Raw genomic sequence first — 26194 nt, forward strand, 5'->3', positions numbered from 1 at the left:
CGCCAAAATTGGCGTGTTTTTCGTTTTGTGCAGCCCGCAGGGAGCGAAGTGGGATCTAGGGCCACCGCAAAGTAATCCGATTATTAAAGAAAAACAACTTGACATTTGAGTCAACTCCAATGGTATTGTGAATTTATGGAAAAACTATATTCTATACAAGAGGTTTCGCGGATACTTGGGATGCCGAAGGATACGCTTCGGTATTATGACCGGATAGGGATCGTCTCGCCTACCCGGGAAAACAATCGGTACCGCAAGTATTCGGAGGACGACATCATCGAATTGATGAATATTCAGATTATGCAGTACGCGGACCTATCTCTTGAAGAAATCAGGGGGAAGTTTGGTTTCCGCAAGATGAAAAATATCACCCCCGATTACTGCGAAGAGGTTGCTGCGTTCCTCGATGCCAAGAACGTAGAAATGCGCAAGAAGATTGCTCATCTGGAAAAGGTTAGTTGGCTGCTCAACGTCGCAGTCGAAACGCTAAGGGACTTTAATAGCGAAAGTGACCATGTTCTGGCAGTGATCGTCCACGAGATTTACAAGGATATCCGAAAGACGGAACCGGGAATTTCTAAGGAAGGTTGTGGTGAACATGAAGATTAGGAATTTTTATTATCTGATTGCAGGTTTCCTTGCGATGCTGTTTGCCGTCACGCACGCATGGAACGGGCAATCCGTTGTACTGCCGAAGCTCGACATTGATGCGATATCCGTGGATAACCAGATCATATTCACGTATATCTGGCACATCATCACGGGAGAAAATCTGGTCTTCGGCATCGCTTTCATTATTATGTCAATCCAAACCGAGCGATCAAATATCCGGTTTACCGCATATTTGATTGCGGTGATCCTGATCGTCCGACTGATGGTAATTGTTGGTGTGACGTCAATGCTTGACGTATCAAGGCTGACGGATACGCTTATAGATTCGATAGCCATCGTAATCTATATCGCTCTCATCATACAGGGCACAAGTGTGAAGAAAAAGCAGTACGATGGTCAGCAACCACAGTGACATAGATTTTCGAGTTATCTTCAACTCTGTAAGAAGCCCTTTTTATTCTTGCTCGGTTCTATCAACCGCAAAAGCTCGACACGCCTATCATGGAAAACAGAAGGATATGATGTTGTATTCAGTATTGGGGCAGTGAAACTAACCAAAGCGGGAGAGCGCATCGCTGGCAGTGGTGAGGTCAGGAGATCGATCCCCCTAGACTCCATAAAATGCATGGTCAGAAAACGGCAGATATGCCGTTTTTTGTTTTGTAGTTTACTAATTCCACACATGTGGAGTGCCTAATATTGATGGTACGAAAATGAAAAAATGAGATGTGACGGTTTCGCTTGAGAAAGAAGAAGAATAGGTAGACAACACATGTGGAGTGTACAGTGTTACTAAAATGAAAGGGTGCCGAGTAGTCGTGCACCCTTCTTTTACTTCTTGTTCATTGATTTTTTTGGTCAATAATCTGCTTCTAATCCCTACTCATCTAGCCACTTATTCACTTTATTTCCTATCTTTTCAGTTACAGTGAATAGCGGCACTATGAAAGACAAGATCCCTCCAACTGCAACGAATGAGAACACGGTTTGTTAACTTGGATGAACATTATACAATATTACGCCAGTAATAATAGCAACAATAACGAAGAGCCAAAATCCCACCGACATGTCTGCAAGACTAATGACAAGAAATAAATAATGTCTAGTTTATGGGACACCCTCTTAATTCACATTATGTTACTCTCCATCGGTTTTAGATTCTAATATACTTTTTATACCATTGTTTACCCTCTCAATGTTCGCTATAATGTTCTTGTAAATTAAATTGAATACAACCCTCATCCTATCAAACGGTGAGGTAGAGGTCGCGGTTGTTAGAAGTAAATCAGTGGAGACGCAGAGAACGTCATTGAAGCTGTTGAAAGGAACTACCGCCGAAGTTTGATTGCTGCTCTGGGCAATTGGGCTGGGACTGTTGCCGGAAGGTGCAGAACTGTCACAAGTTTATGATAAGTAAATTTGTGATGAGCTATCTTCAAAGAAGATAAGTTGGGAATGATATAAAACGTTCACCTCTGTGAGCGTTTTTTTTTGTGACCATAAGAAACGAATGTTCTGAAAGACAGTGTCACCGTTTCTTCTTGTTTCCCACTCCAGAACAATGGATCAACAACATGATTAAGGAGTGTTTTTAATGTCATCAAACAATTCGACTGAGCCACAGCAGTTGAAACGCGGGCTCAAGGCTCGTCACCTCACTATGATTGCACTTGGGGGCTCCATTGGTACAGGCTTGTTCCTTGCTAGTGGTAGTGCAATAGCAGAAGCTGGTCCAGGGGGAGCTCTTCTCGCTTATATAGCGGTGGGTATTATGGTGTACTTCCTTATGACTAGTTTGGGAGAACTTGCAACCTATATGCCGGAATCGGGATCTTTTAACACATATGCGAGCCGCTTCGTGGATCCTTCTTTGGGATTCGCCCTGGGATGGAATTTCTGGTTTAACTGGGCGATTACGATTGCCTCTGAGCTTGCAGCAGCAACTCTTATTATTAAATATTGGTTTCCTGATAGTCCTTCTTATCTGTGGAGCTTCTTGTTCCTTGCCATTATTTTCGGTTTGAATTTACTGTCTGTCAAAGGATATGGTGAATCGGAATACTGGTTTGCATTGATCAAAATTGCCGTTGTCATCATCTTCTTGATTGTTGGGGTGCTTATGATATTTGGTATAATGGGCGGCTCGAAGCCAACTGGCTTCAGTAATTTCACATTAGACGGTGGACCGTTCCATGGTGGTTTTCTAGCGTTTCTTGGTATCTTTATGGCAGCGGGTTATTCGTTCCAAGGAACCGAGCTTGTCGGCATTGCCGCGGGTGAAAGTGAGAACCCACGTGAGAACGTACCGAAGGCCATTAAACAGATCTTCTGGCGTATTCTGCTTTTCTATATTTTTGCAATCTTCGTAATTGGCATGTTGATTCCTTTTACACATCCGAGCTTGATGCAAGCTGGTATTGAGAATATTGCAGTTAGTCCGTTCACCCTTGTTTTTGAAAAAGCAGGATTCGCCTTCGCGGCTGCTATTATGAATGCCGTCATTTTGACTTCAGTGCTGTCTGCTGGTAACTCGGGGATGTATGCATCTACACGTGTACTGTGGGTACTTGCCAAAGAGGGCAAAGCACCTAAGTTTCTAGAGAAATTAAACAAACGCGGTATTCCTATTAATGCGCTGCTGGTCACTTGTGCAGTCGGCATGCTTGCGTTCCTAGCTTCCTTCTTCGGTGATGGGGTTGTGTATTTATGGCTGCTGAATGCTTCTGGCATGTGCGGATTTATTACATGGCTTGGAATCGCAATTAGTCATTACCGTTTCCGTAGGGCATTCGTTGCACAAGGTCGGGATTTAAGTGAACTTCCTTATAAAGCCAAGTGGTTCCCGTTAGGTCCACTCTTTGCCTTTGCATTATGCATGTTCGTTATTATCGGACAGAACTTTAAAGCTTTCACTGGAGAAACGATCGATTGGTATGGCGTGCTTGTTTCCTATATCGGAATTCCGTTATTCTTAGGTGTATGGCTAGGCTATAAATTTGTGTACAAGACCAAAGTCATTCCTCTTAAAGATTGTAAATTTGACTAGAATGCAGGGAATCATGAGCAATGGGACAGGCAGACAAGTCATGTGGAGTGTCTAATATTGATGATTCGAAATAAATAAATGAGATGTGATAGTATTGCTCAAATGCTTTGATTCAAATGATATGATCGTGTACACAAAGGCACTGGTATTAAGCTAACTGGCAGGATAATGGAAATGATTTTTAGAAAAAAACCTATAAATGAAAGCGACAAAAGTAGTGTAGTGCGGGTGGATAAAGATCTCGCAGATGCTGCGGCTACTCTCTCTGGCGATTTTCAATCTGGACCATTCTACTGGCAGTTGAATAAAGCGGATGTGACAATTCAACCAACGCTTGATAGGATTACGTTTGCGGAAATGCTATGCTGTTTTCGACAGTGCGCACTGTACATTTTGTTTTATCGGAGGTATACGATGCTCGACTTACGTAAAATTGGAGCTTATATTTCGAAGCTTCGCAAAGACCAGGATCTAACCCAATTGGAACTTGCCAATCAACTGAATGTAAGTCATCAAGCGGTATCGAAATGGGAACGGGGCGAATCGCTCCCGGATATCGGAACGCTTCCGCAGTTTGCGAAGTTATTCGGCAAAACGGTAGACGACATTATTAATGCAGGAGAAAACTCGGAAAATCGGGAGCACCAGCACCTAGGAACGATCGTTAGGGAGATTGCAGAGAACAGGCTGGAACAAGTTGCAGAGATGGTCAATACCGGAGAGGTGGAGTTGGAAGAACTTGTAGAAGTAGCGCCGTTTGTAAAGGCAAGCGCTCTGCATAAGGTTACTGAACGATTAGACAGTAGCGTCCTTAAGTTAGATGTGATCATGAGGCTGGCTCCGTTCCTCGGAACAGATAAATTGGATGAACTGGTTCGTCAGGCAGAAGAAGGCGAAATTGTGTGGAATTCCATTGCCGGACTCGCTCCTTTCGTCAGCAGTGACACATTAAGCCGACTAGTAGATAAATCGATTGACGGTTCCTTAGAAGTAGACAATCTCGTTGGAATTGCCCCGTTTCTTGGAAGAGAACATGTAGATCAGTTGGTACAACAAGTCGAACAGGGTAGATTGAGCTGGCATTCCGTTCAAGGGCTGGCGCCCTTTATTAGCAGAGCGACATTAAGCCGTTTGGTAGATCGGGTTGTAGACGGCACCATTGATGCGAACCGGATCATAAGCCTCGCACCTTTTCTGGACAGGGAAAATCTCGAGAAGTTGATTGGTGGAGTCGAAGCTGAGCATCTTACCCCGGATCTGCTGGCAAGTCTTGCTCCTTTCGTCGATCAAGGGACATTGAGCAGCATGGTGACAAACTTATTAAATAAAGTAAAGTAGATGCATATATCGGAGATTGGTGATTCATAGACAGTCGGCGATCCCCAAAGCTACCGGCTTGAAATTCGGTAGCTTTTTGTTTGGATTTTCGGATCATTGTGAACCAGCAATACACAGAAGCCTTCCAAAGTTTTATAGTTGTCACGACACCAGGAGACCAAACCGATTGTCGGAAGACAAGAACATTGTCCCAATAAGTCGCTTAAATAGCGGCCTCTTTCATTTATGGGGAGGGGAACATTTTAATCTGGATCTCAAATTGACCGGGAATAATTACGCACTCAACACATGTGGAGTGCTGTGTGTTGTTAGTGAGAAAGTAGTATTGTGAAACCACATTTACCTGAATGTAATATCTATTCGTACCCAAGGGGACATAACGCTTGGGCTTTTTAGGGCGCCTCACAGTCACAATCTAAGTGGTTCAAATCCACTCGATAATGTTACCCTTATGATAATTCCTAAATATTTTAATCGTGAGTTTGGTCAATTTCATCGCGAACTATTTGCTGAGTTAAAACATATCGGTTAAACTCCCTTATGATGGACAGCAGTCCGGCATCCACAAACATAGCGGCGCACCGTCTTGGCTCTTAGGTTTTTTGTATGTGCTGCGGGTGCTCTTCGGTTTCCCAGATGACCGATTTGGCAGCAAAGGATGCCTTGCTGGGGCGCATGTTCCAGCCCTGGAAGCTGACGCTGTCGGGGTTTGCGCAAGCTTAACGTAAGAGCCGGATATGGATTTCTCGCGGCTGGCTGCCGGAAGCCGGGAGCGGAGATGGCAGCGAGAAAAATGTGTTGACACAAAAATGATTAGGCACCATACTATATACATGACGAACGATAATAACGTAATGACGGATAGTCATGCTGTTCCTTCACTTGTCCAAACGAAGCGTCAGATTGAACGCTACGGGTTGAACGTCAATGCGCAAGCCGTACTCGTCGCGTCTAGGCTGATGGCCGCCTGAGCCAAGCTTGAACATGCCGCGCTCAGCCTCATTAGAGGATGATTTGGAAAAAGCCGCACAGATCAAAGCAATCCAAGCGGCTATCCAAGCTATTAAGAATACGAAAAATAGTGAAAATAATATTGCTGCTTCCTTAGTGATTAATTCGAATGAACAACGGCTTGTTGAAATTAACACCAGTCGTTCCAGAGTGGAATATAACGCAAATAACCGTCGGGAACAAAGGAAATTGCATCGTTTTGCAGTGGAGGAGGTCTAATGATCCTATCACCTAAAAACATGCCTTAACCCATACAGCAGATGATTTAACTACCATGCGGATTCTCAGAATTCGTACCTCTTGATTATTTCACGCAAGCAATTAAACAAGCTAATCGAACGATCACTTATTAAAGAGCAAAGCTTCACATTGGGCAGAATAGTATCTCATATCATTTTATTAGAAAAAAGGGGGATTTATTATGAAAATAAGAGCGATAATTACAGGTGTTACGGGGATGGTAGGCGAGGGAGTATTACATGAATGCCTGCAGCATCCTGATGTGGAACACGTTTTAGTGATTAACCGCAAACCATGCGGCGTTTCACATCCCAAATTAACTGAAATCATCCACAAAGATTTTTTTGATATATCTGCAATCAAGTCTCAATTAAGCAACTATAATGCATGCTACTTTTGCTTGGGTGTAAGCTCTGTTGGTTTGAAGGAGGAGGAGTACTCACGATTATCGTTTGATCTTACTGTGCATATGGCAGAAATGCTCGCAGGCTTGAACCCAGATATGGTGTTCTGCTATGTTTCCGGAATGGGGACGGATAGTACAGAGCTAGGAAAAAGGATGTGGGCAAGAGTGAAGGGCAAGACAGAAAATCACCTCATGCAGCTGCCTTTCAAAAAAGCATACATGTTTCGCCCTGCCTACATCAATCCAATAAAGGGATTAAAAAATACGCATAAATCTTATTATGCATTTATGTGGCTATTTCCTATTCTAAGAAGACTATTTCCAAACGTTACAGTGTCTTTAAAGGAGCTTGGTATTGCAATGATTCATACCGTTACTAAAGGGTATGACCAATCTATTCTCGAGAGTAAGGATATCATTAAATTGGCTAAATCGTAATTATTCTCAATGTGTCGCTCACCCCAAGTGCAATAGCACATCCAGGATATGCGTAAGTGAGCGGCCATACTCCGTTAAAGAATATTCTACCTTGAGAGGGTGCTGATCAAAGGTTTCTCTGAGGATCACGCCATCTTCTTCCAGCTCTCTTAATTGTTGAGTAAGCATTTTTTGGGTAATGCCGGTATTAAACGTCTTAGCTTACCCGTCCTGAGAATTCCATCCCCCTTAGTCAGAAAACAAAGGATAACCACCTTCCATTTCCCTCCAATAACCCCTAACGCTGCTTCAACCGGAATATTATATTTTTTCATACTATTAAACCCTCCCATAGGCACTTTTTGTTGCTGCTTTTGGGATCGAAACTACTGAATTCGTGCCCCAGGGGTTCGAGCCCCCTATTCTCCACCACTATCATATTTACTACCCTCTTTTAGAGGTTTTTTCTTTATTATGTTTGAGAAATTCGATTCTTACGGTCATGAGATGCAATACAAATCAGGTGCATAAATATACTCTTGCTACCCTTTTTGTTCGCTCGGGTGGTGAATCCAAGAAATTCGGATTCCCGTTTTCGCAGGTTGACGATTTGCGATTTTTCCGGTGAAATATCTAGTTTTAGACGGTCTTTCAGATATGATCTAACGGCGTGATACCATTTTTTGGCAGTCTTCCAATCTCGACAAAAGACTTTGAAGTCGTCCGCGTAGCGAACGATGTATCCTTCTTTGAGCCTGGTTCGTCTCTTTGCGTATAGTTCGGCGAAAAGTGCGGGCAAATTAAGGGGCGGCAGGCGTCGACGGTGAAACGATGGCAGACATTGCGAAGATGGGCGAAGACCGATTCGTCGCACAATGCCAAGAACAACTGTTGAAGAAAAGCTATCGCCCTCAGCCCGTTCGAGGATGCAACCGCAAAGGCAATTGGGTGATCGACGTCGACATCCAAGGTTACTTCGACAACATTAACGCCGTTACTGGCAAACATCTACCTGAACTACTTCGATCTGCTGTCCTATACTCTAGTATTTAGGTATAAGAGTTTGAATAATAGCCCTTTTTGTGAATTAGGACCATCTTTTTGGGAAGAAAAATTCACTTCCCGAGATTATAGTTAATTTAGAAAGGGCTAACGAAGAAAATAAAGTAAACGCTTTACATGGTTTGAAAAAGAAAATCCATCAGTTAGGTTTTGCTGAATTTTAAAGAATTAAACATTCATATGAATTAGGGGGATGCCATGAACACACTTGTAGTAGGAAGCATTAATATGGATGTTATTAATCGCGTTCGACGATTTCCGCTTCCTGGTGAGACAGTTAAAGGTACTACAACGGGTTATTGTGCAGGAGGAAAAGGAGCCAACCAGGCTGTAGCTGCAGCGCGTGCAGGCTCCAAAGTTACTTTTATTGGAGCTGTCGGTTGTGATAGCTATTCAGATGAACTTATACGTTTATTGGGGAGTTCGGGGATTCATCATCCTTTAATTATTCAGAAAAATGGGCCGTCAGGTATCGCACATATAACCATTGATGAAAATGGTGAGAATTATATTGTCCTATCCGAAGGAGCCAATGCGTTACTTTCTCCTGGAGAAGTTAATGGATTACTAAAGCAACAACAGAATTCATTCGATGCCGTCTTGCTGCAAAATGAGATCCCGTGGGAAACAACGCGCTATGTGATGGAGGAAGCATGCAAAAGAGGAATAAGGGTATTTTTTAATCCGGCGCCAGCTATTGATCTGCCTTCCGAGGTTTTTCCCTTAATTGATGTAATGATTTTGAACGATACAGAATTGAAAATAATAAGCGGCATTTCGGCAACGAATGACAATGAATACAATGAAGCGTTATTCAAAATCATTGGTTTAGGAGTTAAAAATGTTGTACTGACATTAGGAAGTAAGGGGGTGTTGTTCTCTAATGGATGGAAAACAGAACATATTCCAGCTTATATAGTTGAAGCAGTTGATTCAACCGCAGCAGGTGATACGTTTATAGGTGCATTGGTAGCTGCTCAAAATAAAGGAGCTACTGACCTAGCATTAGAATCATTAAGATTTGCTTCAGCAGCTGCCGCTATCAAAGTCACTCGGTTTAGGGCTCAAGAAGATATTCCAGTGAGAGAAGAGATTATAAGGTTTTTGAATAATAGATAACAACCAAAGAAGGGATCTACTTGACGAACAAAAAGGGAAAGTTGGATTTTCTGTTATTCGTTTCACCTGCAATAATTGCCATTACCGTCGCGATCTATATTCCGTTTATCATGAGTTCCCTTTATTCGTTAACGGATTGGAATGGTATAGCAGGATCACCGAAATTCATTGGTCTCCATAACTTTATTTCTATCTTTAAAGGGGATCTTGATTTCAAAAATTCATCTATCTTTACAGTCAAATATAGCGTTTTGTACATTCTACTCGTCAATCTCTTTTCACTAGCTATTGCCATTATTCTGGATAAAAATTTAAAATTCTCTAAATCATTGAGGGTTGTCTTTTTCATTCCCTATGTTTTTAGTTTAATTGTAGTTGGATTTATTTGGAAATTTATATTCTCTGGTGGATTTCAATCGTTGCACAATTTCACTCAATTGGAAGTTTTTGAATGGAGTTGGCTTGGCGAACCGAATCTGGCCTTTATATCGATTGTAATTGTATCGATTTGGCAATCAATAGGATTCTATATCGTTCTTTATATCGCAGGGTTACAGGGAGTTCCTAAAGATTTGTTAGAAGCATCTACGATTGACGGCGCAAGTTATACTCAGTCCTTATTTAGAGTTACATTGCCCTTATTAGCACCAGCCATTACTACCTGTACATTTTATGCATTGATAAATTCCATAAAAGTGTTCGATGTCATCCTTTCATTAACCCAAGGAGGACCGGGAGGGTCCACATATAGCGTGACGATGGATATTTACAGAGAGGCTTTTCAGAATAACAACTATGGTTATGGTACTGCCAAGTCCATCATACTTTTCCTTGCGATTTTAATCATTACAGTAGTGCAATTAAAATTCTTTAAAAGTAGGGAGATCGAATCTTAATGAAATTACCTCGAAAAAGAATGATTACATTTGAGGTGATCATGGGCTTCCTCGGACTGGTTTATATCTATCCGATATTATTGGTTATTATTAACTCCATTAAAACATCTACGGAAGTCATGAATAATGCTGTGACACTACCGAAGTTTTTTTCAATTCATAACTACGTTTATGTCTGGAAATACATCGATTATGCCAGGTTATTTTTGAATAACATAATCGTGACTTCAGTAGGTGTTCTAGGAATTGTATTTATTGGAGCAATAGCCGCATACAAGCTCTCAAGAACGGATACGAAATACAGTTGGTATATCTTTATTTTCTGCATCACCCCGATGTTGATTCCCTTTCAATCAATTATGATAACAGTTTTGAAGTTAGCTAAGACCTTGCACTTAACTAATAGCGTAATAGGACTGGGAATACAATATTGGGGATTCGGTGCACCGATGGCTATCTTTATTTATCACAGCTTTGTAAAGGGTATCCCAAGGGAAATCGATGAAAGTTCACTCATGGATGGAGCTTCGAGTTTTACTTCTTTTGTAAGAATAATTTTTCCGCTGCTTAAACCGGTAACCACCACGATAATAATCATTAATTTCATGTGGATATGGAATGACTTTTTGTTGCCTTTGCTTATGATCAATGGATCAAATTCGACAAAAACGTTGAGTCTAGCAGCATATTCGTTTGTTGGACAATACACAACAGATTGGCAATACACATTGACTGCAGTAGTAATGACCGTTCTGCCAGCAATCATTTTCTTTATCGCTTTGCAAAAGTATATTGTTCGAGGTGTTACTGACGGAGCCATTAAAGGATAGACGTCTAATTGAAATGATCAATTGCACCTAAATAAATGCGTGCGAAGAACCTACAATTAATCTAGGGGGATTACAATGGTCCGGAAAAATTTAGCTATTCTTTTGGTTGCACTTATTTTAATTTTGGTTGGTTGTCAATCACATTCATCAGATTCTAACACAAATAGTTCGACAAAGAGTAATGATACAAATTCAGAGAAACCCATTACTTTAAGGCTTTTTCTGAATTCTCCCGAGTTTACAGATGGATATAATAAATTTGTTGAAGAATATAAAAAAGTTAAACCGAATGTAACGATAGAACTTCAAGTCATTCAATCAGATTATCCAACGATATTAACAACTAAAATTGCTTCTGGTGATTTGCCAGATATATTCATGACAACACCTGGTGCTGAAATTAAACAGTATGCCCAGTATAGTGCAGATCTCTCTGGTGAACCCCTTGCTAATGCAATGAGTGAATCAGTGAAAGCTAATGTATCTTATGAGGGGAAAATATTAGGGGCTCCAATTGCTTCCAACCTATTTGCGCTGATTTATAATAAGGATTTGTTTAAGGCTGCTGGGATTACTAGTTTTCCTAAGACCACATCCGAATTGCAAGATGCAATTAACAAACTAAAAGCAAAGGGAATCACCCCATTTACAAGTGCATATAAGGAATGGTGGGTACAAAAACATATTTTTCAACATTTTGTAGACGCCGCTTCGGCTAATCCTGAGAAACTAGTTAATGACTTTATTGCAGGTAATACTACGTTTAAAGATCATCCTCTTTTATTAAGTTATTTTGATTTTATTGATTTAACAGTAAAAGAGGGAACTCCTAAAGTTTTGGAAAAGGATTTCTCCGCACAGACAGCTGAGTTTGCGACGGGTAAGGCAGCTATCATGACAGGTCAAGGTGGATGGGCTGAGGATGCTGTTACTAAAATCAATCCAAAAATAAATATTGGCATAATGGGTTACCCCGTAAGTAATGATGCAAATAACTCTCAAATTATTTTGGGTTCGGGTGCAGTCTTAAGGATAAATAAATCTTCTAAAGTTCTACAAGAGGCAAAAGATTTCGTCAACTGGCTTTATACTTCAGACTATGGACAGAACTGGTTTTCCGATTTTGCGAAAGCAATTCCTCCGATTACGGATGGTAAATATCCGAACGTTCAGATGGTTAATGACATGCAAGAAATTCTGAAAACGGAAAAACCGGCAGATGAAGCGATTGCATACTCCTTGAACAGCTTTCATCAGAAGTTTGGAGAAATTATACAAGCGTATATTGGCGGTCAAATTAATCGGGACCAGGCTATCGATCAAATTCAACAAGTATGGATGAAGTTGGGTGCTGTAAAGTAAAGTAAAGTTGGTAATTTAGCCTCATAGAGAATGGAATAGAAAGGGACTGTTCGAAAGGTTCTAAACCTGCGCCAGTCCCTTTATTACGGAATTATCGGATAGAGTTTCATAAATAAGAATCGCAGAAATGAGGTAATTGCATGTTTCCATCGTATTCTTTTCTTCGTAATCAACTAAGACAATTACTTCAAAATAAATACGAACAAGGACATGATACCCGATACTATAACGAAGTCGTTGAGAAGCTGCCCGATAGCTATGATGCCATGATTGAGTTTGCTAACCAATTAAACAATCTGCTGTTTCGCCAAGATTGGCCGTACCACGAGCCCAATAGGCTGGAAGACATCTGGATGGAATGCGATCAATCACGGCCTATCGGAATAATTTCTCCAATCGATTTACGAGCGAGCGCAGCCAAGATAGAGACGGGTTTCGTAGCCTCATTATGCGGGTCAATGCTTGGTAAACCTTTGGAAGTCAATCCTTCACTGAGTGAAATTCAAGATGCACTGACAAAAGCCGGTGAATGGCCGTTGCAAGATTACATTTCTGAGCGTATGCTGGATGCACTAGGACGGAGGCATTGGTCCTGGCACGAAACTGAACGCAGTCGCATCCGTGGAGTCGTGCCAGATGATGATGTGAATTATACCATCTTGGGGATGCTCGTTCTTGAACAGTTCGGTACGGACTTCACCAAGAAAAATGTAAGAGATTTATGGTTGACTCATCTTCCGATTATTAATACATGGGGTCCAGAAAGAAATATCCTGTTGAAGTCAGGTTACAGTTATTTGGAACATGATAAATCGGATTTATCGTTAGAGGAGATAGATAGTTGGGCAGATTTTCTGACCATTCAAACTGAATATTGTGGTGCTGCCATTAGAGCGGATGCATATGGTTATGCATGCCCCGGCAACCCGTCGTTGGCTGCCGAATTGGCTTGGAGAGACGCAAGTTTTACACATAGAAGAACAGGTATCTATGCTACAATGTTCATTGCTGCCGCAATTGCTCTAGCGCATGTTCTAGATGATCGTAAAGAAATAATTCGAACAGCTCTGATGTATGTTCCCAAGCGGAGTCGTTTTTATGAAGTTGCTAAGGATTGTTTTGATACGATTATCAGTTCACAGGACTGGATGGAAGCCTATAGAGAGATCAATATTAAATACTATAAATATTGTCACTGTTTGATCTACCAGGAGATCGGAACGTTAATGAATTCCTTTCTATTTGCTGAATCTGTCGGTGATGGCATTTGTAAACAGGTTTGTCAAGGCAATGATACCGACAGTTTTGGTGCTACGGCTGGTTCACTCTTAGGTGTCTATTTTGGGCCAGGGCATTTAGACAGTCACTGGACTGCCCCCTTTAAGGATAATATACGCACTGGGATAGCGTTATTTAATGAAAGTTCAATCTCTCAATTAGCAAAAAGAATGGGACGTCTTCCTGAAATACTTCAAATGAATCTGCAACAAATCATCCCGAGTGAATTATATACACAATGAATGTAACAAACGATAGAGGTTCATAACAATTGTTTTAAAAAATTCCAAATATACAACCAACATAATTGTCCGCGAATGGGCACGGTTGGTTGTTTTCTTTTACACTCTCATCAGGAGCATTATTCCGCTACATGTAACATAATGTCGCTTAGGATTTACAATCCGTTAGACAATCTTTAACTATTTATTCAACTGCATTTAAATTATAATAACTTCACATACGGAGGATGAAGGGGGAATCAGTATGGAAGTTTTTAACGAGTTGGAAGAAGGTATTCCTGTAGGTGTTATTAAATGGACTCCAAGTTCATTGCTTGAAACTTTCCATTGGCATACTTCATTAGAAATAGGTTATTGTCTTTCAGGAACTGGTTGGTTTTACTTTGGAGATAAAAAATTTCGCGTCAAGCCTGGGGATGTGTTTATTGTTAACAATATGGAACGCCATATTGCACAATCTGATCCGGAGGATCCTAGTCAGTACTTGTTTGTTTTTTTTAATAAGGAAGTAATTGAAGTTGAAGAGGAATTATTGATTCCATTTTTCTATAGCCCAAGAAAATTTAATAATCAAGTTTCTGGTGAGTTAGAAGTAGCTCGAAAAATAGGGCAGATAATTGTTTCATTGACCGAAGAAATAAAAAAGAAAAAAACAGCGTACCATGGTATGCTTCGCAGTTACATTTATCAAATTTGTGTGCTATTATCCCGACATTTCGAAAATCAGATCTCTATTGGAGAAAATAAGAAAGTGTTCTCGTTATATTACAAGCTAGGCCCTATATTGACATATCTTCATGAAAATTTTAGAGAGCCTTTGGAACTTTCTGTTCTTGCTGAGAAACTGGGGCTTAGTGTTTCACGTACCCGCCATTTGTTCCAAGAGGTAATGGGTGAAGGGTTTAAGGAATATCTACTACATTTACGAGTGAATGAGGCAAGAAAACTATTGCTGAATACAGATTTGTCAATTGTTGAAGTTTGCTACCAAAGTGGGTTTCAAAGTCACAATCCTTTTTATCATGCATTCCAAAAAATTGTTGGGATGTCTCCGGGAAGTTACAAAAATGAAGCATTAAAAATAAAGCTGCCGTCTTCTCGTGACAATTGTAGCTTCGAAATCTAGATGTAATCACCACACACCGGGCATTTTGCTCGGGTGGGTTGGTTTTAATTCGGTTTTCTTTTTCAATTTGATTGTATTGAAAAACTTGTTCTACTTAACTGTTACATCCAACGCATAATGTCCGCCAATTGATGACGTAAGTTGTCCTGCTGGTGACGGTCAGTCAGTAGCAACATTGTTACTGATTTCGGCAACGGTATCAAAGCGGCATCCATGTCTTTTCAAACATAGATGGTAGAATATTACTATTGATCGAAAAAGTAAATAGTGGTGGTGATGAAATGATTGAAATTATCGATGTAAATGCCGACAATGTTGAAGAAACAGGATTTTTTTGCATGAGAAGTAAGCCGAAAACTGTTGGTTATCAACAAAAGCTTCACTGGCTTAAAGAGCGTTTCTCAGAAGGGCTAAAACTAAAAGTAATTCAAGATGGAGACCATCCCAAAGGCTTTATTGAATATGTTCCGAGTGAATACACATGGAGAACTGTGGAAGCAGAGAACTTTATAATCATTCATTGCCTTTGGATTGTCGGTCAAGGAAAAGGTAAGGGATATGGTTCGAGGTTGTTAGAGGAATGTATCAAGGAGGCTGTTGATCAAAAAAAATCAGGAATAGCAATGGTTACAAGCAAGGGAACCTGGCTTGCGGATCCATCATTTTTTACTAACAAAGGGTTTAAAGTTGAAGACGAAGCTCCACCTGCTTTTGAACTAATAGTAAGAAAATTTGTAGATTGTCCATCGCCTCGATTCCCCAATAATTGGGTAGAAAGAGCAGAACAGTACAAATCGGGAATTACCATATTAAGGTCAGACCAATGCCCTTACAATGACAGTGCTGTTCAGACAATCTCTGAAACTGCCAAAGAGTTAGGTATTGACGTAAATGTGATTGAAATTAATAATTGCAAGGACGCTCAAGGCTCACCATCAGCCTACGGCACTTTTAATGTAATTTATAACGGTAAGCTTCTCACATACCATCCTATTACGAAACGAGAGCTTTTGAAACTTCTTCAAGAAGCAACATAATATATGATAATTTTCAATAAGCCAGCGGTTTTCCGCTGGCTTTTTAATAAAACCGACATCCCCTTACGGTTCTTTTGCCTCGAATATACGTTCTTACAGTCGGTAAGCTCTGTCTGCGCGATCTTCTGCTTGGCAATAGTCAGCTTCATATGCTTCTTCGAGAGAATGAATAAGAAATCTATGATCGATCGGTGAAGACATGACAATCAAGATCGTATAGGTTCCGTACTTATCGCACTGATTGCCAAACTCTTCGAGGGCGCGTGTGGAGTCGGTCAGTACTTTTAATAAATAACTGTGTTCTCCGCTTATTCGATGGCACTCGGCAACCTGGGGAGATGAATGGACAAAATCAAGAAATGCAAGGCAGTCTCTAGTCTGAAACAACATATAGGCTGCCGTATGCTTTCCAATTTTTTCGGGAGAGATGATGGTGCGATATTCCTCGATAATTCCTTTTTCTTCCATTCTTCTAACTCGTTCCGTTACAGCAGGTTGGGACAAACCCACGCTTTTCCCCAGCTCTGTCATTGAAATCCTCGCTTGATTTTGTAGATAGAAGAGAATTTGTTTGTCTACATGATCCACTTTGTATATCCTCCTTTAAATTTAAGGTATTTCAAATGAAATAACTTATATTACATTGTATAAACATCATAATTGATTGATTGTGATATGTAAAATGAATGGTTTAAATTATATAATAAGACTCACACCAATAAGGTTATCCACATATGAAAAGTTAGAGAGGATGGCTGCTTTTGAGCAAATATGAGTTAAATAAGGTAGGTACAGAAGCTGGTTTCAGGCTTGCTCCCGGCCGGGCACTTGATGTTACGGTGTTCAGTCAGTTGGAGCTGGCATGGTAGGCAGCGCAAGCTCGGCTTCGAATATGCGTAGGCGGTGCAATGGTACGGCTCGCCGACCGCTATGGTGCTGCCCAATTACCAAATCTAAGACTGGAGGGAACTCTCAATGAGCCTCTCTCACTCTCGCAAAAAAATATTCGCATTGGCCGCTGTATGTTTGTCCGCACTGATGTTTGGTCTCGAAATTTCAAGTGTGCCTGTGATACTGCCAACCCTGGAAAAGGTATTGCATGGAAATCTCAAGGATATGCAATGGATTATGAACGCCTATACCATTGCCTGTGCGACAGTTCTGATGGCTGTTGGAACGCTGGCTGACCGGTATGGAAGGAGGCGTATTTTTATTATCAGCCTCGTCTTGTTCGGCATTACATCCTTGATTTGTGGCTTGGCACAAAGCGCGTCGGTTCTGATCGTCAGCCGGTTTCTTCAAGGCGTGGGTGCTGGTGCGATGCAGATTTGCCAGATAGCAATTCTTTCGCATCGGTTTCAGGAAGGACAAGAACGCAGTAAAGCCTTTGGCGTATGGGGGATCGTGTTCGGTATCGGCCTCGGTTTTGGACCCATCATCGGCGGCATGATCGTGGCCGTGTTGAACTGGCATTGGGTTTTCCTGGTTCACGTCCCGCTGACCATCCTCACTTTGATCCTTGTCTTCGGCAGCGTGGAGGAGTCCAGCGATCCGCAGGCAAAAAAGCTGGACATTATCGGCATCGTCACGCTTTCGTTGACGGTTTTTGGCCTGGCATATTTCATCACGCAAGGGTCGGAACTCGGTTTTACCAGCATGGCATCCATCGGCATCCTTGTTGCGTCGGCAACAAGTTTCATTGTTTTTCTGTTTGCAGAAAAACTCAGCGCCCATCCGATGTTCGACTTTTCCGTATTCAAGATACGTAATTTTTCTGGCGCGCTCTTTGGCTCCGTCGGGATGAATTTCAGTTTCTGGCCGTTCATGATCTATCTGCCGATCTATTTCCAGAGCGGCCTTGGTTACGGCATCGTAGCCGCCGGGCTGTCTCTCTTGGCTTATGCGCTGCCCACCCTGGTGATTCCGCCTCTGGCAGAGCGCCTATCACTCCGCTATCAGCCGCGTGTAGTCATCCCATCGGGTCTGTTCATCATCGGCCTGGGCTTCATTTTGATGAAATATGGTAGCGGTGGCGATCACGCTAGCTGGTTGACGATGCTCCCCGGTTCCCTGTTGGCTGGTATCGGGCTAGGCTTAACCAACACGCCTGTGACCAATACGACCACCGGCTCGGTTCCGAGTACCCGTGCAGGCATGGCTTCCGGCATAGATATGAGTGCCAGATTGATCAGTCTAGCCATCAACATCGCCGTGATGGGATTCATCTTGCAGGAAGGCATCCTGTCTTATTTGAATGGTGCCCTTTTTGGGAGTCTCGATTCAGTGCAATTGCGGACTTTGGCCGAAAAAATAGCCGCCGGAAACTTTGCATCTCTCAAGCAGGGTTTGCCAGAACTGTCCTCTCTGGATGCGTCCGGAACCGTCGTCCATGCAGCGCTTGTGCACGGCTTTGGCTTGGTGATGCTCTATGGCGGTATTGGCGTCTGGGTTTTGGCCGCAATCAGTTTTATGATTTTCGGAACCAAAAGAGCATTATTTCATAAGTAGAGCGTGAAGACCATCGCGCAGAGACAAAGGAGCTCCACGCCACAATTGGCGAGGGGCTTCTTTGTCTGTGCGCCAAGAATGGGTGATATCCCAAGGTAATCCGTGTCATGAATTGATTTGTTTAGTGTTGAATTTGATTAGCATACCGCGAAAAACTCAGTCCTATCAAGGGGTGACGTTAGTCACAAATTGATTATAGATGGGAAGCCCACGAGCTTATAGTATGAAGTCCAGAGCAATGATCATCAGACTAAGGCGAGGTGCAGATCATGAGTACAGAAGCAACGAACCATATTGATAAACCAAATCTAATTGATACGGATGTCCATAATGGAATGAGGAGGTCAGAGGATTTACTTCCTTATCTCGCCAAGCCCTGGCATAGCCAATGGCTGGCAACTGGAACTGGAGTGGGAAGTCCCTATTATTCGACTGTAGGGGTAATACGTAAGGATGCTGAACCAGATAGCGGAGGTGCCTCTGGAAGTGATCCGACTTATATGATTAAGGATCATCTGGATCGCTACGGCATTGATTATGCTATCTTGACTGGTGCGAGTGTATTGGAAATGTCAATCAATCCCGATTGTGACTACGGGAATGCTGTTGTCGCTGCTTATAATGATTATTTGGTGGATGTGTGGCTTAGTGCAAGTCCACGGTTCAAGGGCTCAATGGTCATTAATCATGCAGACCCGATAGCAGCAGCTATGGAAATTGACCGCATGGGTAAACATCCGGATATCATCCAAGTCATTATGTGCAGCGGAGCTCGCACACCATTCGGACAGCGCTTTTATCATCCCATCTATGAAGCAGCAGAGAGGAATGGTTTACCTATGGCTATTCACCCCGGTACGGAGGGGAGAGGAATTGCCGGAGCGCCAACTCCTTCTGGTTATCCTTCTCGATATATGGAGTGGCACAATATTTTGCCTACCAACTATATGACTCACATCAATAGCTTAGTTTGTGAAGGGGTGTTCGAGAAATTCCCGAGCTTGAAATTTGTAGGTATCGAAGGCGGTATTGCCTGGCTTCCTCATCTCATGTGGAGGATGGATAAGAACTATAGAGCTTTACGAGATACGACACCATGGTTAAAGAAATTTCCCTCGGAATATATTCGAGAGCATATTTATTTGACTACACAGCCGATTGAGGAGCCGGAAAGACCGGAGCATCTCGTGCAAATCATTCAAATGAGTGGGTGTGAGGATAGAGTGATGTTCTCCAGCGATTATCCCCACTGGGATTTTGATCATCCTAAGCTTGCGCTTACTGCTTTCCCGAGAGAGATTCGGAGCAAGATACAAGCGGCTAACGCGTCCAAACTATATGGATTACATACTAAGCCGAAACTGCATTTAGAGGGTAAGCCATGATCAATAATGGGATAAGAATGTTGAAGGATATGAAGAGAGACCGCTGGATTTATATTCTCTTGGTGCCGGGTCTCATCTACTTGCTGCTATTCAAATATTTACCGATGGGCGGCGTCGTTATTGCTTTTCAAGACTATCATCCTTTCAAGGGGTTTCTAGGAAGCGATTGGGTTGGAACCAAGCACTTTACTCGTCTGTTTGAAGATCCAGATTTCTTCAAGCTTCTGGGGAACACCTTAATGCTGAGCTTATACAATTTGGCATTTGGGTTTCCTGCGCCGATTATTCTGGCCTTAATGTTGAATGAACTGAGACATATGTGGTTTAAGCGTACGATTCAAACGCTGATCTATATTCCTCATTTCATGTCATGGGTCGTTGTCGTTTCGATGTTCTTCGTCATTTTCGAATCTCAAGATAGCATGTTTCAATCCTTGTTAACGACACTGGGCTTTGATCAATTTTCCATCATGATGGATGGCGATTTATTCCGACCTATGTACATTTTGCAGGTGATCTGGAGAGAAAGCGGCTGGGGTACAGTTATTTACTTGGCTGCACTGGCAAGCATTAGTCCTGAATTATATGAAGCCGCACGAATGGATGGTGCTAATCGTTTGCGACAAATATGGCATATTACGCTGCCAGGCATACGGAGTACGATTATCATCTTGCTGCTATTAAGGCTCAGTGATGTTCTGGATTTGAGCTTTGAGCATGTCTATCTGCTGCTCAACTCGCTAAACCGCGAAGTCGGAGAAGTGTTCGATACTTACGTGTATCGCGTTGGATTGGTCAATGGTCAACTCAGCTATGCGACTGCGGTAGGTCTATTCAAAGGCTTGGTTGGATTGGTTCTGGTCATGATTGCTAACTGGGCAGCCAAAAAATCCGGAGAGGAGGGCATCTACTGATGAATGATAAAACAATAGGAAGCAGAGTGTTTGATGGAATCAATATCACGTTGCTTGTTCTCTTCTCTATCGTGACCATTGTGCCATTTATCCATATTATCGCCAGCTCATTTGCATCTGCTTCCGCCTACAACGAGTCAAATTTCATGCTTTTCCCGACAGAGTTTTCTCTGAAGGCGTACGAATATATTTTCACAACGAATGCTTTGCCGAAAAGTCTATTCATTACCATCTTCATCACTGCTGCTGGGACAGTGCTCAGCTTGATTATAACTTCACTTACGGCTTATTCCTTGTCCAGAAGGAAATTACATTTCCGTAGGCTGATTATGTTCATGATTGTTTTTACGATCATTTTCCATGGTGGGCTCATCCCTGATTATTTGGTTGTTAAGGAATTGGGGCTGCTGAACTCTTACTGGTCACTCCTTGTTCCGAGAGCGATGATACCTTTCTATCTCATCATTCTAATCAGCTTCTTTAGGGGTTTGCCGGAAGAGATTGAAGAGTCAGCTAGAATGGACGGCTGCGGCGATTTGCGGATGCTATTCCGCATCATCATCCCTTTATCCATGCCGGCGCTTGCCACATTAACATTGTTCTACGCTGTATACCAATGGAACACTTATATGCATGCCATTCTCTACATTACTGATTCAACAAAATGGCCGATTCAGGTGCTGCTGCGACAAATCGTAATGGTTTCGCAAGCTGGCTTTGTTGAGCAAGGAATGGTAGCAGGAGAGCAATCTATTCCGGCGGATACAATCAAGATGGCGGTAATCACGGTAGCGACCTTACCGATATTGCTAGTCTATCCGTTCTTGCAAAAACATTTCTCTAAAGGGGTCCTCCTGGGCTCAGTTAAGGGATGATCGATTGGGAGGAAAAGAGAGTGGAGAAGCATTGGGTAGCAAGAAGAGATGAGATTCATGAAGGGGAATGCAAGCTTGTCACTGTAAAGGGCATTGAATTTGGGCTATTCGAGGTAAAGGGACAATTAGTCGCTTGGAGAAATGTATGCCCGCATTTCGGTGCTCCTGTGTGCAAGGGAGCGATTACGAGTACACGGATGCCTTCACAGGTTTACGAATATAAATTAGGCCGTGAAAATGAAATTTTACGATGTCCTTGGCATGGATGGGAATTCGATCTGACGAATGGGGAGCATCTGGTGGATCCCGAGGTGAAGCTAAGACGCGGTAATCTGGAGCATGAAAACCTGGAAAAGGGTGAGCTGGAATTGAATAACGAGGATATCTATCTCCTGCTCTAAAGGTACACAATCAGCGGTTAAATGATGGGGCGTCAGTTGCGCCAGCATCTTTTAATAAATAAAATAGAACATAGAATGAGGGAGGAATTGATTTGAAAAGAGTTGTAGGTAACAAAATGTGGGGTCTGACGCTGTGTACGATACTGGTGGTTACAGGTGTATTGTCGGGATGCGGCAATGCGAAAAAAGAGGATTCCGGAAGCAGCTCTACGAGTCCGTCCACTACTACCGTTGAGTCGAAGGGTGATGCTGCAGATGGAATTGTGAACGTTTCCATGATGAACATTTATCACTCTGATACGGCTCCAGCGGACGATGGTGCGGTGATCAAGTCGGTTGAAGAGATATCTAAAGCAGACTTGAATATGACGTATGTTCCTTCGAACGTTTATGCGGAGAAACTAAATGTTACGATGTCTTCCGGGGAAATGCCGCAGGTTATTATGGTAGATAATCCATTTATCACTTCGATCATTAATGGTGTTGAGTCTGGGATGTTCTGGGATATTAGCCCCTACCTAAAAGAATTCCCTAACCTTGCGAACTATGATGAACAATTGTTAAATAATTTAAAAATCGATGGGAAAATGTATGTTATCCCTCGTCCTCGTCCGCTTGTCAGAAATGGATTGGTCATCCGTAAGGACTGGTTGAAGAAGGTAGGCTTGGAATTACCAACGACAGTTGATGAATTCTATAATTTGGTGAAGGCCTTCAAGGAGAAAGATCCAGACGGTAATGGAAAAGATGATACCTACGGTATGATGTTATACGAAGGTGTTGTTCCTGCTGATATCTATTCTTGGTTCGGGGCACCGAACAATTGGAAAGTCGAGGAAGGTAAATTCATTAAAGATATAGAGACAGCAGAATACAAAGAAGGTCTGAAATTTGTTAGAAAATTGTATTCGGAAGGGCTGGTCAATGCGAATTTCCCAGTTGTTGTTCGTAATGAAGCAAGAAAGGATTTGTACAACAATAAGGTCGGTGTCAGCCTTGAACCGCTAGATGCGGTCGTTACTTTCTACTATCTCCAAATGGAAGAAACCAAAAATCATTTTGAGCTGGTCGCTGGACATCCGATAGCAGGTAAAGCTTTCGCTACTGCAGGACATTTCGGCGGAGCGATGATTCCAAAGACCAGCGTGAAAACGGAGGACGAGCTCAAAAAGGTTTTGCGCTATTTCGATAACCAGAATAGTGCGGAAGCAACAGAAAAATTTACGAAGCTAGTGACTGAGAATGAAGAAAAGCCGGATGACCAGAAATTCAATATTGACGATTTGAAAAACCTGATTGTCAACAATGCGGCAATGTATCCACCTGGGAAATCCGAATTGAATGTGATGCTGAAATCAAGAATGGAAGAGCATGCAGCTGTCAGTATCTCGGATCCGTCGATTGGGCTGATCGCTCCAACGCAAATAGAAAAAGGTGAACAATTAAAAACGATTCTTCAAGACGCGTCAATCCAGTTTATTCTTGGTAAAATCGATGAAGCGGGTCTAGATGCTGCGATTGAGCAGTGGAAGAAAATTGGAGGCAGTCAGGTAGCGAAGGAATTGGCAGAGTTATATTCTCAGAAATAATAACGAATAGAGGGGATTGCGTCCACAAGAGCAATCCCCTTGTATTTCTTTAATTATGGGTTGATAATTAAAAATAACGTGAATTTTGTATCGAGATCATTTCAGGAGGCTTACATGAAACGATTCAAAACACCTAGTTTCTTTAAAAGCCTTGTGCTTATTAGTTGTATACTCGGGATCCTGCCTCTGCTCCTGCTAGGTTATTTGTCGTACACGAAATCTGCGGCGATTGTTCAGGAAGAAGTCACTACGGGAAACCAACTTATTCTGCAACAGAACAAGGAACAGGTGGAGTCCCATCTGAGAACAATCGATACGCTCACGACCCAGACGATCGGAGGGCCAGTGACGACAAACGCGGTTTCCATGTCAACTGCGCTGGATCTTCCCTACCAATATGAGTATTTAACGACGTTTAAGAGCTTGATTTATAAGCTGGTACAAATCCAAGTATTCGAGCTGGGCATTAATGATGTCCATCTGATCAGCTTTCGTAAGAACTGGTTAGTAGAGAGTGGGTCCGTGTACCCGATGGAAGCTCGAAAATCGAATAATGTGCAGGATGAATATCTTCGACAATTGAAGCAGCAGCTTACAGCCTACCGAGACGATCAGAAGCGTTCCTATTGGAAGTTAATTAAAGATGAGAAGTTAGGCTTTGTATTAAAGCTGATTAAGCATATTCCTCTGAATTCCTCCGACCCCTATGGTTTGATCACGGTTAACGTTCCCATGAACGAGATCAGTAAACGTTTAACCGGGGAAGGGCAGCTGGGAACCGTTATGATTGTAGATTCCGATGGGGTCATCCTCTCTCATATGAATTCTGCTGAAATTGGAACGAATGTACGGAATAGCACTTATTATATGGAGCTTATGAAGCAGGCTGAGCTTGCGGGATTTTTTAGCTATGAGATTAAGGGTAAGAAGTATGCAGTCATCTATAATCGGTCCTTATACAATCAATGGACTTACATTTCTCTAACCCCACTGGAAAGCCTTACTGAAAAGTCGAAAATCATAAGAGGCTATACAATAATCGCGATTGGCATTCTTATTGTACTTGTTGTTATCACCTCAATTATTGTTTCCCTTCGAATGTATTCACCGATACGTCGAATTTACAGGTTCATCAAACCCGATGCCATAATGTTAAAGGGAAATGAGCTGCAGTATATAGGTGATCAGGTTCAACAGATGGTACAGTCGCAAACGAGAATGGTCGATGAGATCGAGAGCTTAAACAGGCAAGCACGCGTGTTCTATGTCATCAAGCTGCTTCTAGGAGATATTAAGGCGGATGAGCTGGAGGACAATCTTGAAAAGTATGGTTATCCGGTCGATTGGGATCAGTGGTGCTTGATTGCCCTGCAAATTGATACATTAGAAGATACGCAATATTCGGAAAAGGATACTGACTTGCTGTTGTTTGCCATTCATAACATGGTTGAGGAAATTATTCCTACAGGTATGAGGCTTAGTCCGATCATTCAAAATCAGTGTCTGCTATTGTTTGTTGGCTCCCCCGTTGACGTCGCCATACCGCTTAAGGTATTGGTGTTCAATAATGCGGAAAGTATTCAGAGAAATGTAAAGCATTACCTGAAATTAAAGGTCAGTGTTGGCATTAGTCGAGGCTATAGTCATTTCATCCATGCGCCTGCTGCGCATCAGGAAAGCTTAGATGCATTAGCCTATCGAATTCGATTGGGACAGGAGTCCATCCTCTTTATTGATGAGGTTCAACCAGAGAAGCAGGTTCACTTTCGTTATCCTAAGGATATGGAGTTCCGCATTCTAGAGGCTGTCAGACAATTGGATATCGTACAAGCGAAAGAGGGCCTGGAGCAAATGGTTTCTCGTTATTTCGAGAACACTGTGAACCACTATGACTATCAAATATTTTTAGGTAGATTATTCAATAATTTGACGGGGATGGTGCAGGACGCGGGAGCATCTGTACAAGATATTTTTCAGAAGGATGTCTTTACATCGGATATCTTGCTAAGAATGCAATCTCCTGACAAAATTCAAGCATGGTTTGAACAAGAGGTTCTGATGCCCTTGATCAAATGGATGGAGGATAGGCAAAGAAAGCAAGAGGTTAATATCTCTAAAGAAATAATTGAAGCCATTCATGAGAGCTATGATAAGGATCTCAATATTGAGCTTTTTGCTGCCCGTCTGAATTATCATCCTAGCTATATTAGCAGGGTTTTCAAGAAGGATACGGGGATCAACTTCACAGAGTATTTATCGCAATATCGAATCGAATTGTCCAAGAAGTGGCTGAAGGAAACAGATATGAAGATTTCCGACATCGCAGAGACACTGCGTTATAGCACGGCCTCGAATTTCAATCGTAACTTCAAGAAAATTGTACAAGTAACTCCGAGTCAGTATCGAGAGCAATTTAAATAGAGAGCCTTATGAACGTCACACGAAGTAACACACCATGCATATGAACACTGCACGAAGTAACACACCATGCATATGAACG

At 42.1% G+C, this 26194-nt stretch carries 23 protein-coding genes, 2 pseudogenes and 1 riboswitch; of the genes and pseudogenes, 22 read left to right on the plus strand and 3 right to left on the minus strand.

Annotated features, from left to right (window positions below):
• Positions 1-135: 135 nt before the first annotated feature.
• The 7 genes from EKN16_RS03610 (at position 136) to EKN16_RS03635 (ending at position 7091) form a co-directional block, all read left to right on the plus strand.
• Entirely contained in the window at positions 136-609 is a 474-nt protein-coding gene (locus tag EKN16_RS03610; RefSeq protein WP_125653745.1) for a MerR family transcriptional regulator, read from the plus strand.
• Complete coding sequence (locus EKN16_RS03615; protein WP_179955592.1) at positions 590-1024, plus strand: hypothetical protein; 435 nt, start codon at positions 590-592, stop codon at positions 1022-1024. Before EKN16_RS03610 ends, EKN16_RS03615 begins: the two co-directional genes overlap by 20 nt.
• Positions 1025-1863: 839 nt before the next feature.
• Positions 1864-2052: riboswitch (Lysine riboswitch) on the plus strand.
• Between the two features lie 154 nt (positions 2053-2206).
• Positions 2207-3658 (plus strand): amino acid permease, encoded by a 1452-nt coding sequence (locus tag EKN16_RS03620; RefSeq protein WP_125653747.1) that lies wholly within the window; start codon positions 2207-2209, stop codon positions 3656-3658.
• A gap of 174 nt (positions 3659-3832) precedes the next feature.
• A complete protein-coding gene (locus tag EKN16_RS03625) occupies positions 3833-4996 on the plus strand; it encodes a helix-turn-helix transcriptional regulator (protein WP_164522662.1) in 1164 nt (387 codons plus the stop codon).
• Between the two features lie 833 nt (positions 4997-5829).
• Positions 5830-5967 carry a hypothetical protein gene (locus EKN16_RS32055; protein WP_164522663.1) on the plus strand — a complete coding sequence of 46 codons (138 nt, stop codon included), beginning with the start codon at positions 5830-5832 and terminating at the stop codon, positions 5965-5967.
• Between the two features lie 43 nt (positions 5968-6010).
• Positions 6011-6226 (plus strand): hypothetical protein, encoded by a 216-nt coding sequence (locus EKN16_RS03630; protein WP_125653749.1) that lies wholly within the window; start codon positions 6011-6013, stop codon positions 6224-6226.
• A 202-nt stretch (positions 6227-6428) separates the two neighbouring features.
• A complete protein-coding gene (locus EKN16_RS03635) occupies positions 6429-7091 on the plus strand; it encodes an NAD-dependent epimerase/dehydratase family protein (RefSeq protein WP_125653750.1) in 663 nt (220 codons plus the stop codon).
• Between the two features lie 18 nt (positions 7092-7109).
• On the opposite strand, the pseudogene EKN16_RS33665 reads toward EKN16_RS03635, so the two are convergent.
• Both EKN16_RS33665 and EKN16_RS03645 read right to left on the minus strand, forming a co-directional pair.
• Positions 7110-7423 (minus strand): annotated as a pseudogene (locus EKN16_RS33665) (winged helix-turn-helix transcriptional regulator).
• A 179-nt stretch (positions 7424-7602) separates the two neighbouring features.
• Positions 7603-7842: pseudogene (locus EKN16_RS03645) on the minus strand (reverse transcriptase domain-containing protein); the annotation flags it as partial.
• 59 nt (positions 7843-7901) lie between these two features.
• On the opposite strand from EKN16_RS03645, the gene EKN16_RS03650 reads away from it, so the two are divergent.
• The 8 genes from EKN16_RS03650 to EKN16_RS03685 all read left to right on the plus strand — a co-directional run bounded on the left by EKN16_RS03650 (position 7902) and on the right by EKN16_RS03685 (position 16022).
• Entirely contained in the window at positions 7902-8123 is a 222-nt protein-coding gene (locus tag EKN16_RS03650) for a hypothetical protein (protein WP_232016198.1), read from the plus strand.
• 207 nt (positions 8124-8330) lie between these two features.
• The gene (gene rbsK, locus EKN16_RS03655) at positions 8331-9251 is read left to right on the plus strand and encodes a ribokinase (protein ID WP_125653751.1); all 921 of its coding nucleotides are present in this window, start codon (positions 8331-8333) and stop codon (positions 9249-9251) included.
• A 20-nt stretch (positions 9252-9271) separates the two neighbouring features.
• Complete coding sequence (locus EKN16_RS03660; RefSeq protein WP_232016199.1) at positions 9272-10147, plus strand: carbohydrate ABC transporter permease; 876 nt, start codon at positions 9272-9274, stop codon at positions 10145-10147.
• Positions 10147-10977 carry a carbohydrate ABC transporter permease gene (locus EKN16_RS03665; protein ID WP_125653752.1) on the plus strand — a complete coding sequence of 277 codons (831 nt, stop codon included), beginning with the start codon at positions 10147-10149 and terminating at the stop codon, positions 10975-10977. Before EKN16_RS03660 ends, EKN16_RS03665 begins: the two co-directional genes overlap by 1 nt.
• Positions 10978-11052: 75 nt before the next feature.
• Positions 11053-12339, plus strand: a complete 1287-nt coding sequence (locus EKN16_RS03670) for an ABC transporter substrate-binding protein (RefSeq protein ID WP_125653753.1) — start codon at positions 11053-11055, stop codon at positions 12337-12339.
• Positions 12340-12479: 140 nt separating this feature from the next.
• The gene (locus EKN16_RS03675; protein WP_125653754.1) at positions 12480-13859 is read left to right on the plus strand and encodes an ADP-ribosylglycohydrolase family protein; all 1380 of its coding nucleotides are present in this window, start codon (positions 12480-12482) and stop codon (positions 13857-13859) included.
• A gap of 244 nt (positions 13860-14103) precedes the next feature.
• The gene (locus tag EKN16_RS03680; RefSeq protein WP_125653755.1) at positions 14104-14985 is read left to right on the plus strand and encodes an AraC family transcriptional regulator; all 882 of its coding nucleotides are present in this window, start codon (positions 14104-14106) and stop codon (positions 14983-14985) included.
• A 248-nt stretch (positions 14986-15233) separates the two neighbouring features.
• A complete protein-coding gene (locus EKN16_RS03685; protein WP_125653756.1) occupies positions 15234-16022 on the plus strand; it encodes a GNAT family N-acetyltransferase in 789 nt (262 codons plus the stop codon).
• 93 nt (positions 16023-16115) lie between these two features.
• Here EKN16_RS03685 and EKN16_RS03690 read toward each other — a convergent pair whose 3' ends face one another.
• Positions 16116-16610: an Lrp/AsnC family transcriptional regulator gene (locus EKN16_RS03690; protein WP_125653757.1), complete on the minus strand. Its 495-nt coding sequence runs from the start codon at positions 16608-16610 to the stop codon at positions 16116-16118.
• A gap of 387 nt (positions 16611-16997) precedes the next feature.
• Between EKN16_RS03690 and EKN16_RS03695 the strand changes: the two genes are divergently transcribed.
• From EKN16_RS03695 to EKN16_RS03725, 7 genes are all read left to right on the plus strand, one after another.
• The gene (locus EKN16_RS03695) at positions 16998-18530 is read left to right on the plus strand and encodes an MFS transporter (protein WP_125653758.1); all 1533 of its coding nucleotides are present in this window, start codon (positions 16998-17000) and stop codon (positions 18528-18530) included.
• A 269-nt stretch (positions 18531-18799) separates the two neighbouring features.
• Positions 18800-19915, plus strand: a complete 1116-nt coding sequence (locus tag EKN16_RS03700) for an amidohydrolase family protein (protein WP_125653759.1) — start codon at positions 18800-18802, stop codon at positions 19913-19915.
• Entirely contained in the window at positions 19912-20829 is a 918-nt protein-coding gene (locus EKN16_RS03705; protein ID WP_125653760.1) for an ABC transporter permease, read from the plus strand. Before EKN16_RS03700 ends, EKN16_RS03705 begins: the two co-directional genes overlap by 4 nt.
• On the plus strand, positions 20829-21704 hold the full coding sequence (locus EKN16_RS03710) for a carbohydrate ABC transporter permease (RefSeq protein WP_125653761.1): 876 nt from the start codon (positions 20829-20831) through the stop codon (positions 21702-21704). Before EKN16_RS03705 ends, EKN16_RS03710 begins: the two co-directional genes overlap by 1 nt.
• A gap of 20 nt (positions 21705-21724) precedes the next feature.
• Positions 21725-22105, plus strand: coding sequence for a Rieske (2Fe-2S) protein (locus EKN16_RS03715; protein ID WP_232016200.1), 381 nt, complete (start codon positions 21725-21727; stop codon positions 22103-22105).
• A gap of 92 nt (positions 22106-22197) precedes the next feature.
• On the plus strand, positions 22198-23694 hold the full coding sequence (locus EKN16_RS03720; RefSeq protein ID WP_125653763.1) for an extracellular solute-binding protein: 1497 nt from the start codon (positions 22198-22200) through the stop codon (positions 23692-23694).
• A 114-nt stretch (positions 23695-23808) separates the two neighbouring features.
• Positions 23809-26115 (plus strand): helix-turn-helix domain-containing protein, encoded by a 2307-nt coding sequence (locus EKN16_RS03725; protein ID WP_125653764.1) that lies wholly within the window; start codon positions 23809-23811, stop codon positions 26113-26115.
• Positions 26116-26194 lie beyond the last annotated feature (79 nt).

The sequence above is a fragment of the Paenibacillus baekrokdamisoli genome (assembly GCF_003945345.1).
GTDB classification, from domain to species: domain Bacteria; phylum Bacillota; class Bacilli; order Paenibacillales; family Paenibacillaceae; genus Paenibacillus_Z; species Paenibacillus_Z baekrokdamisoli.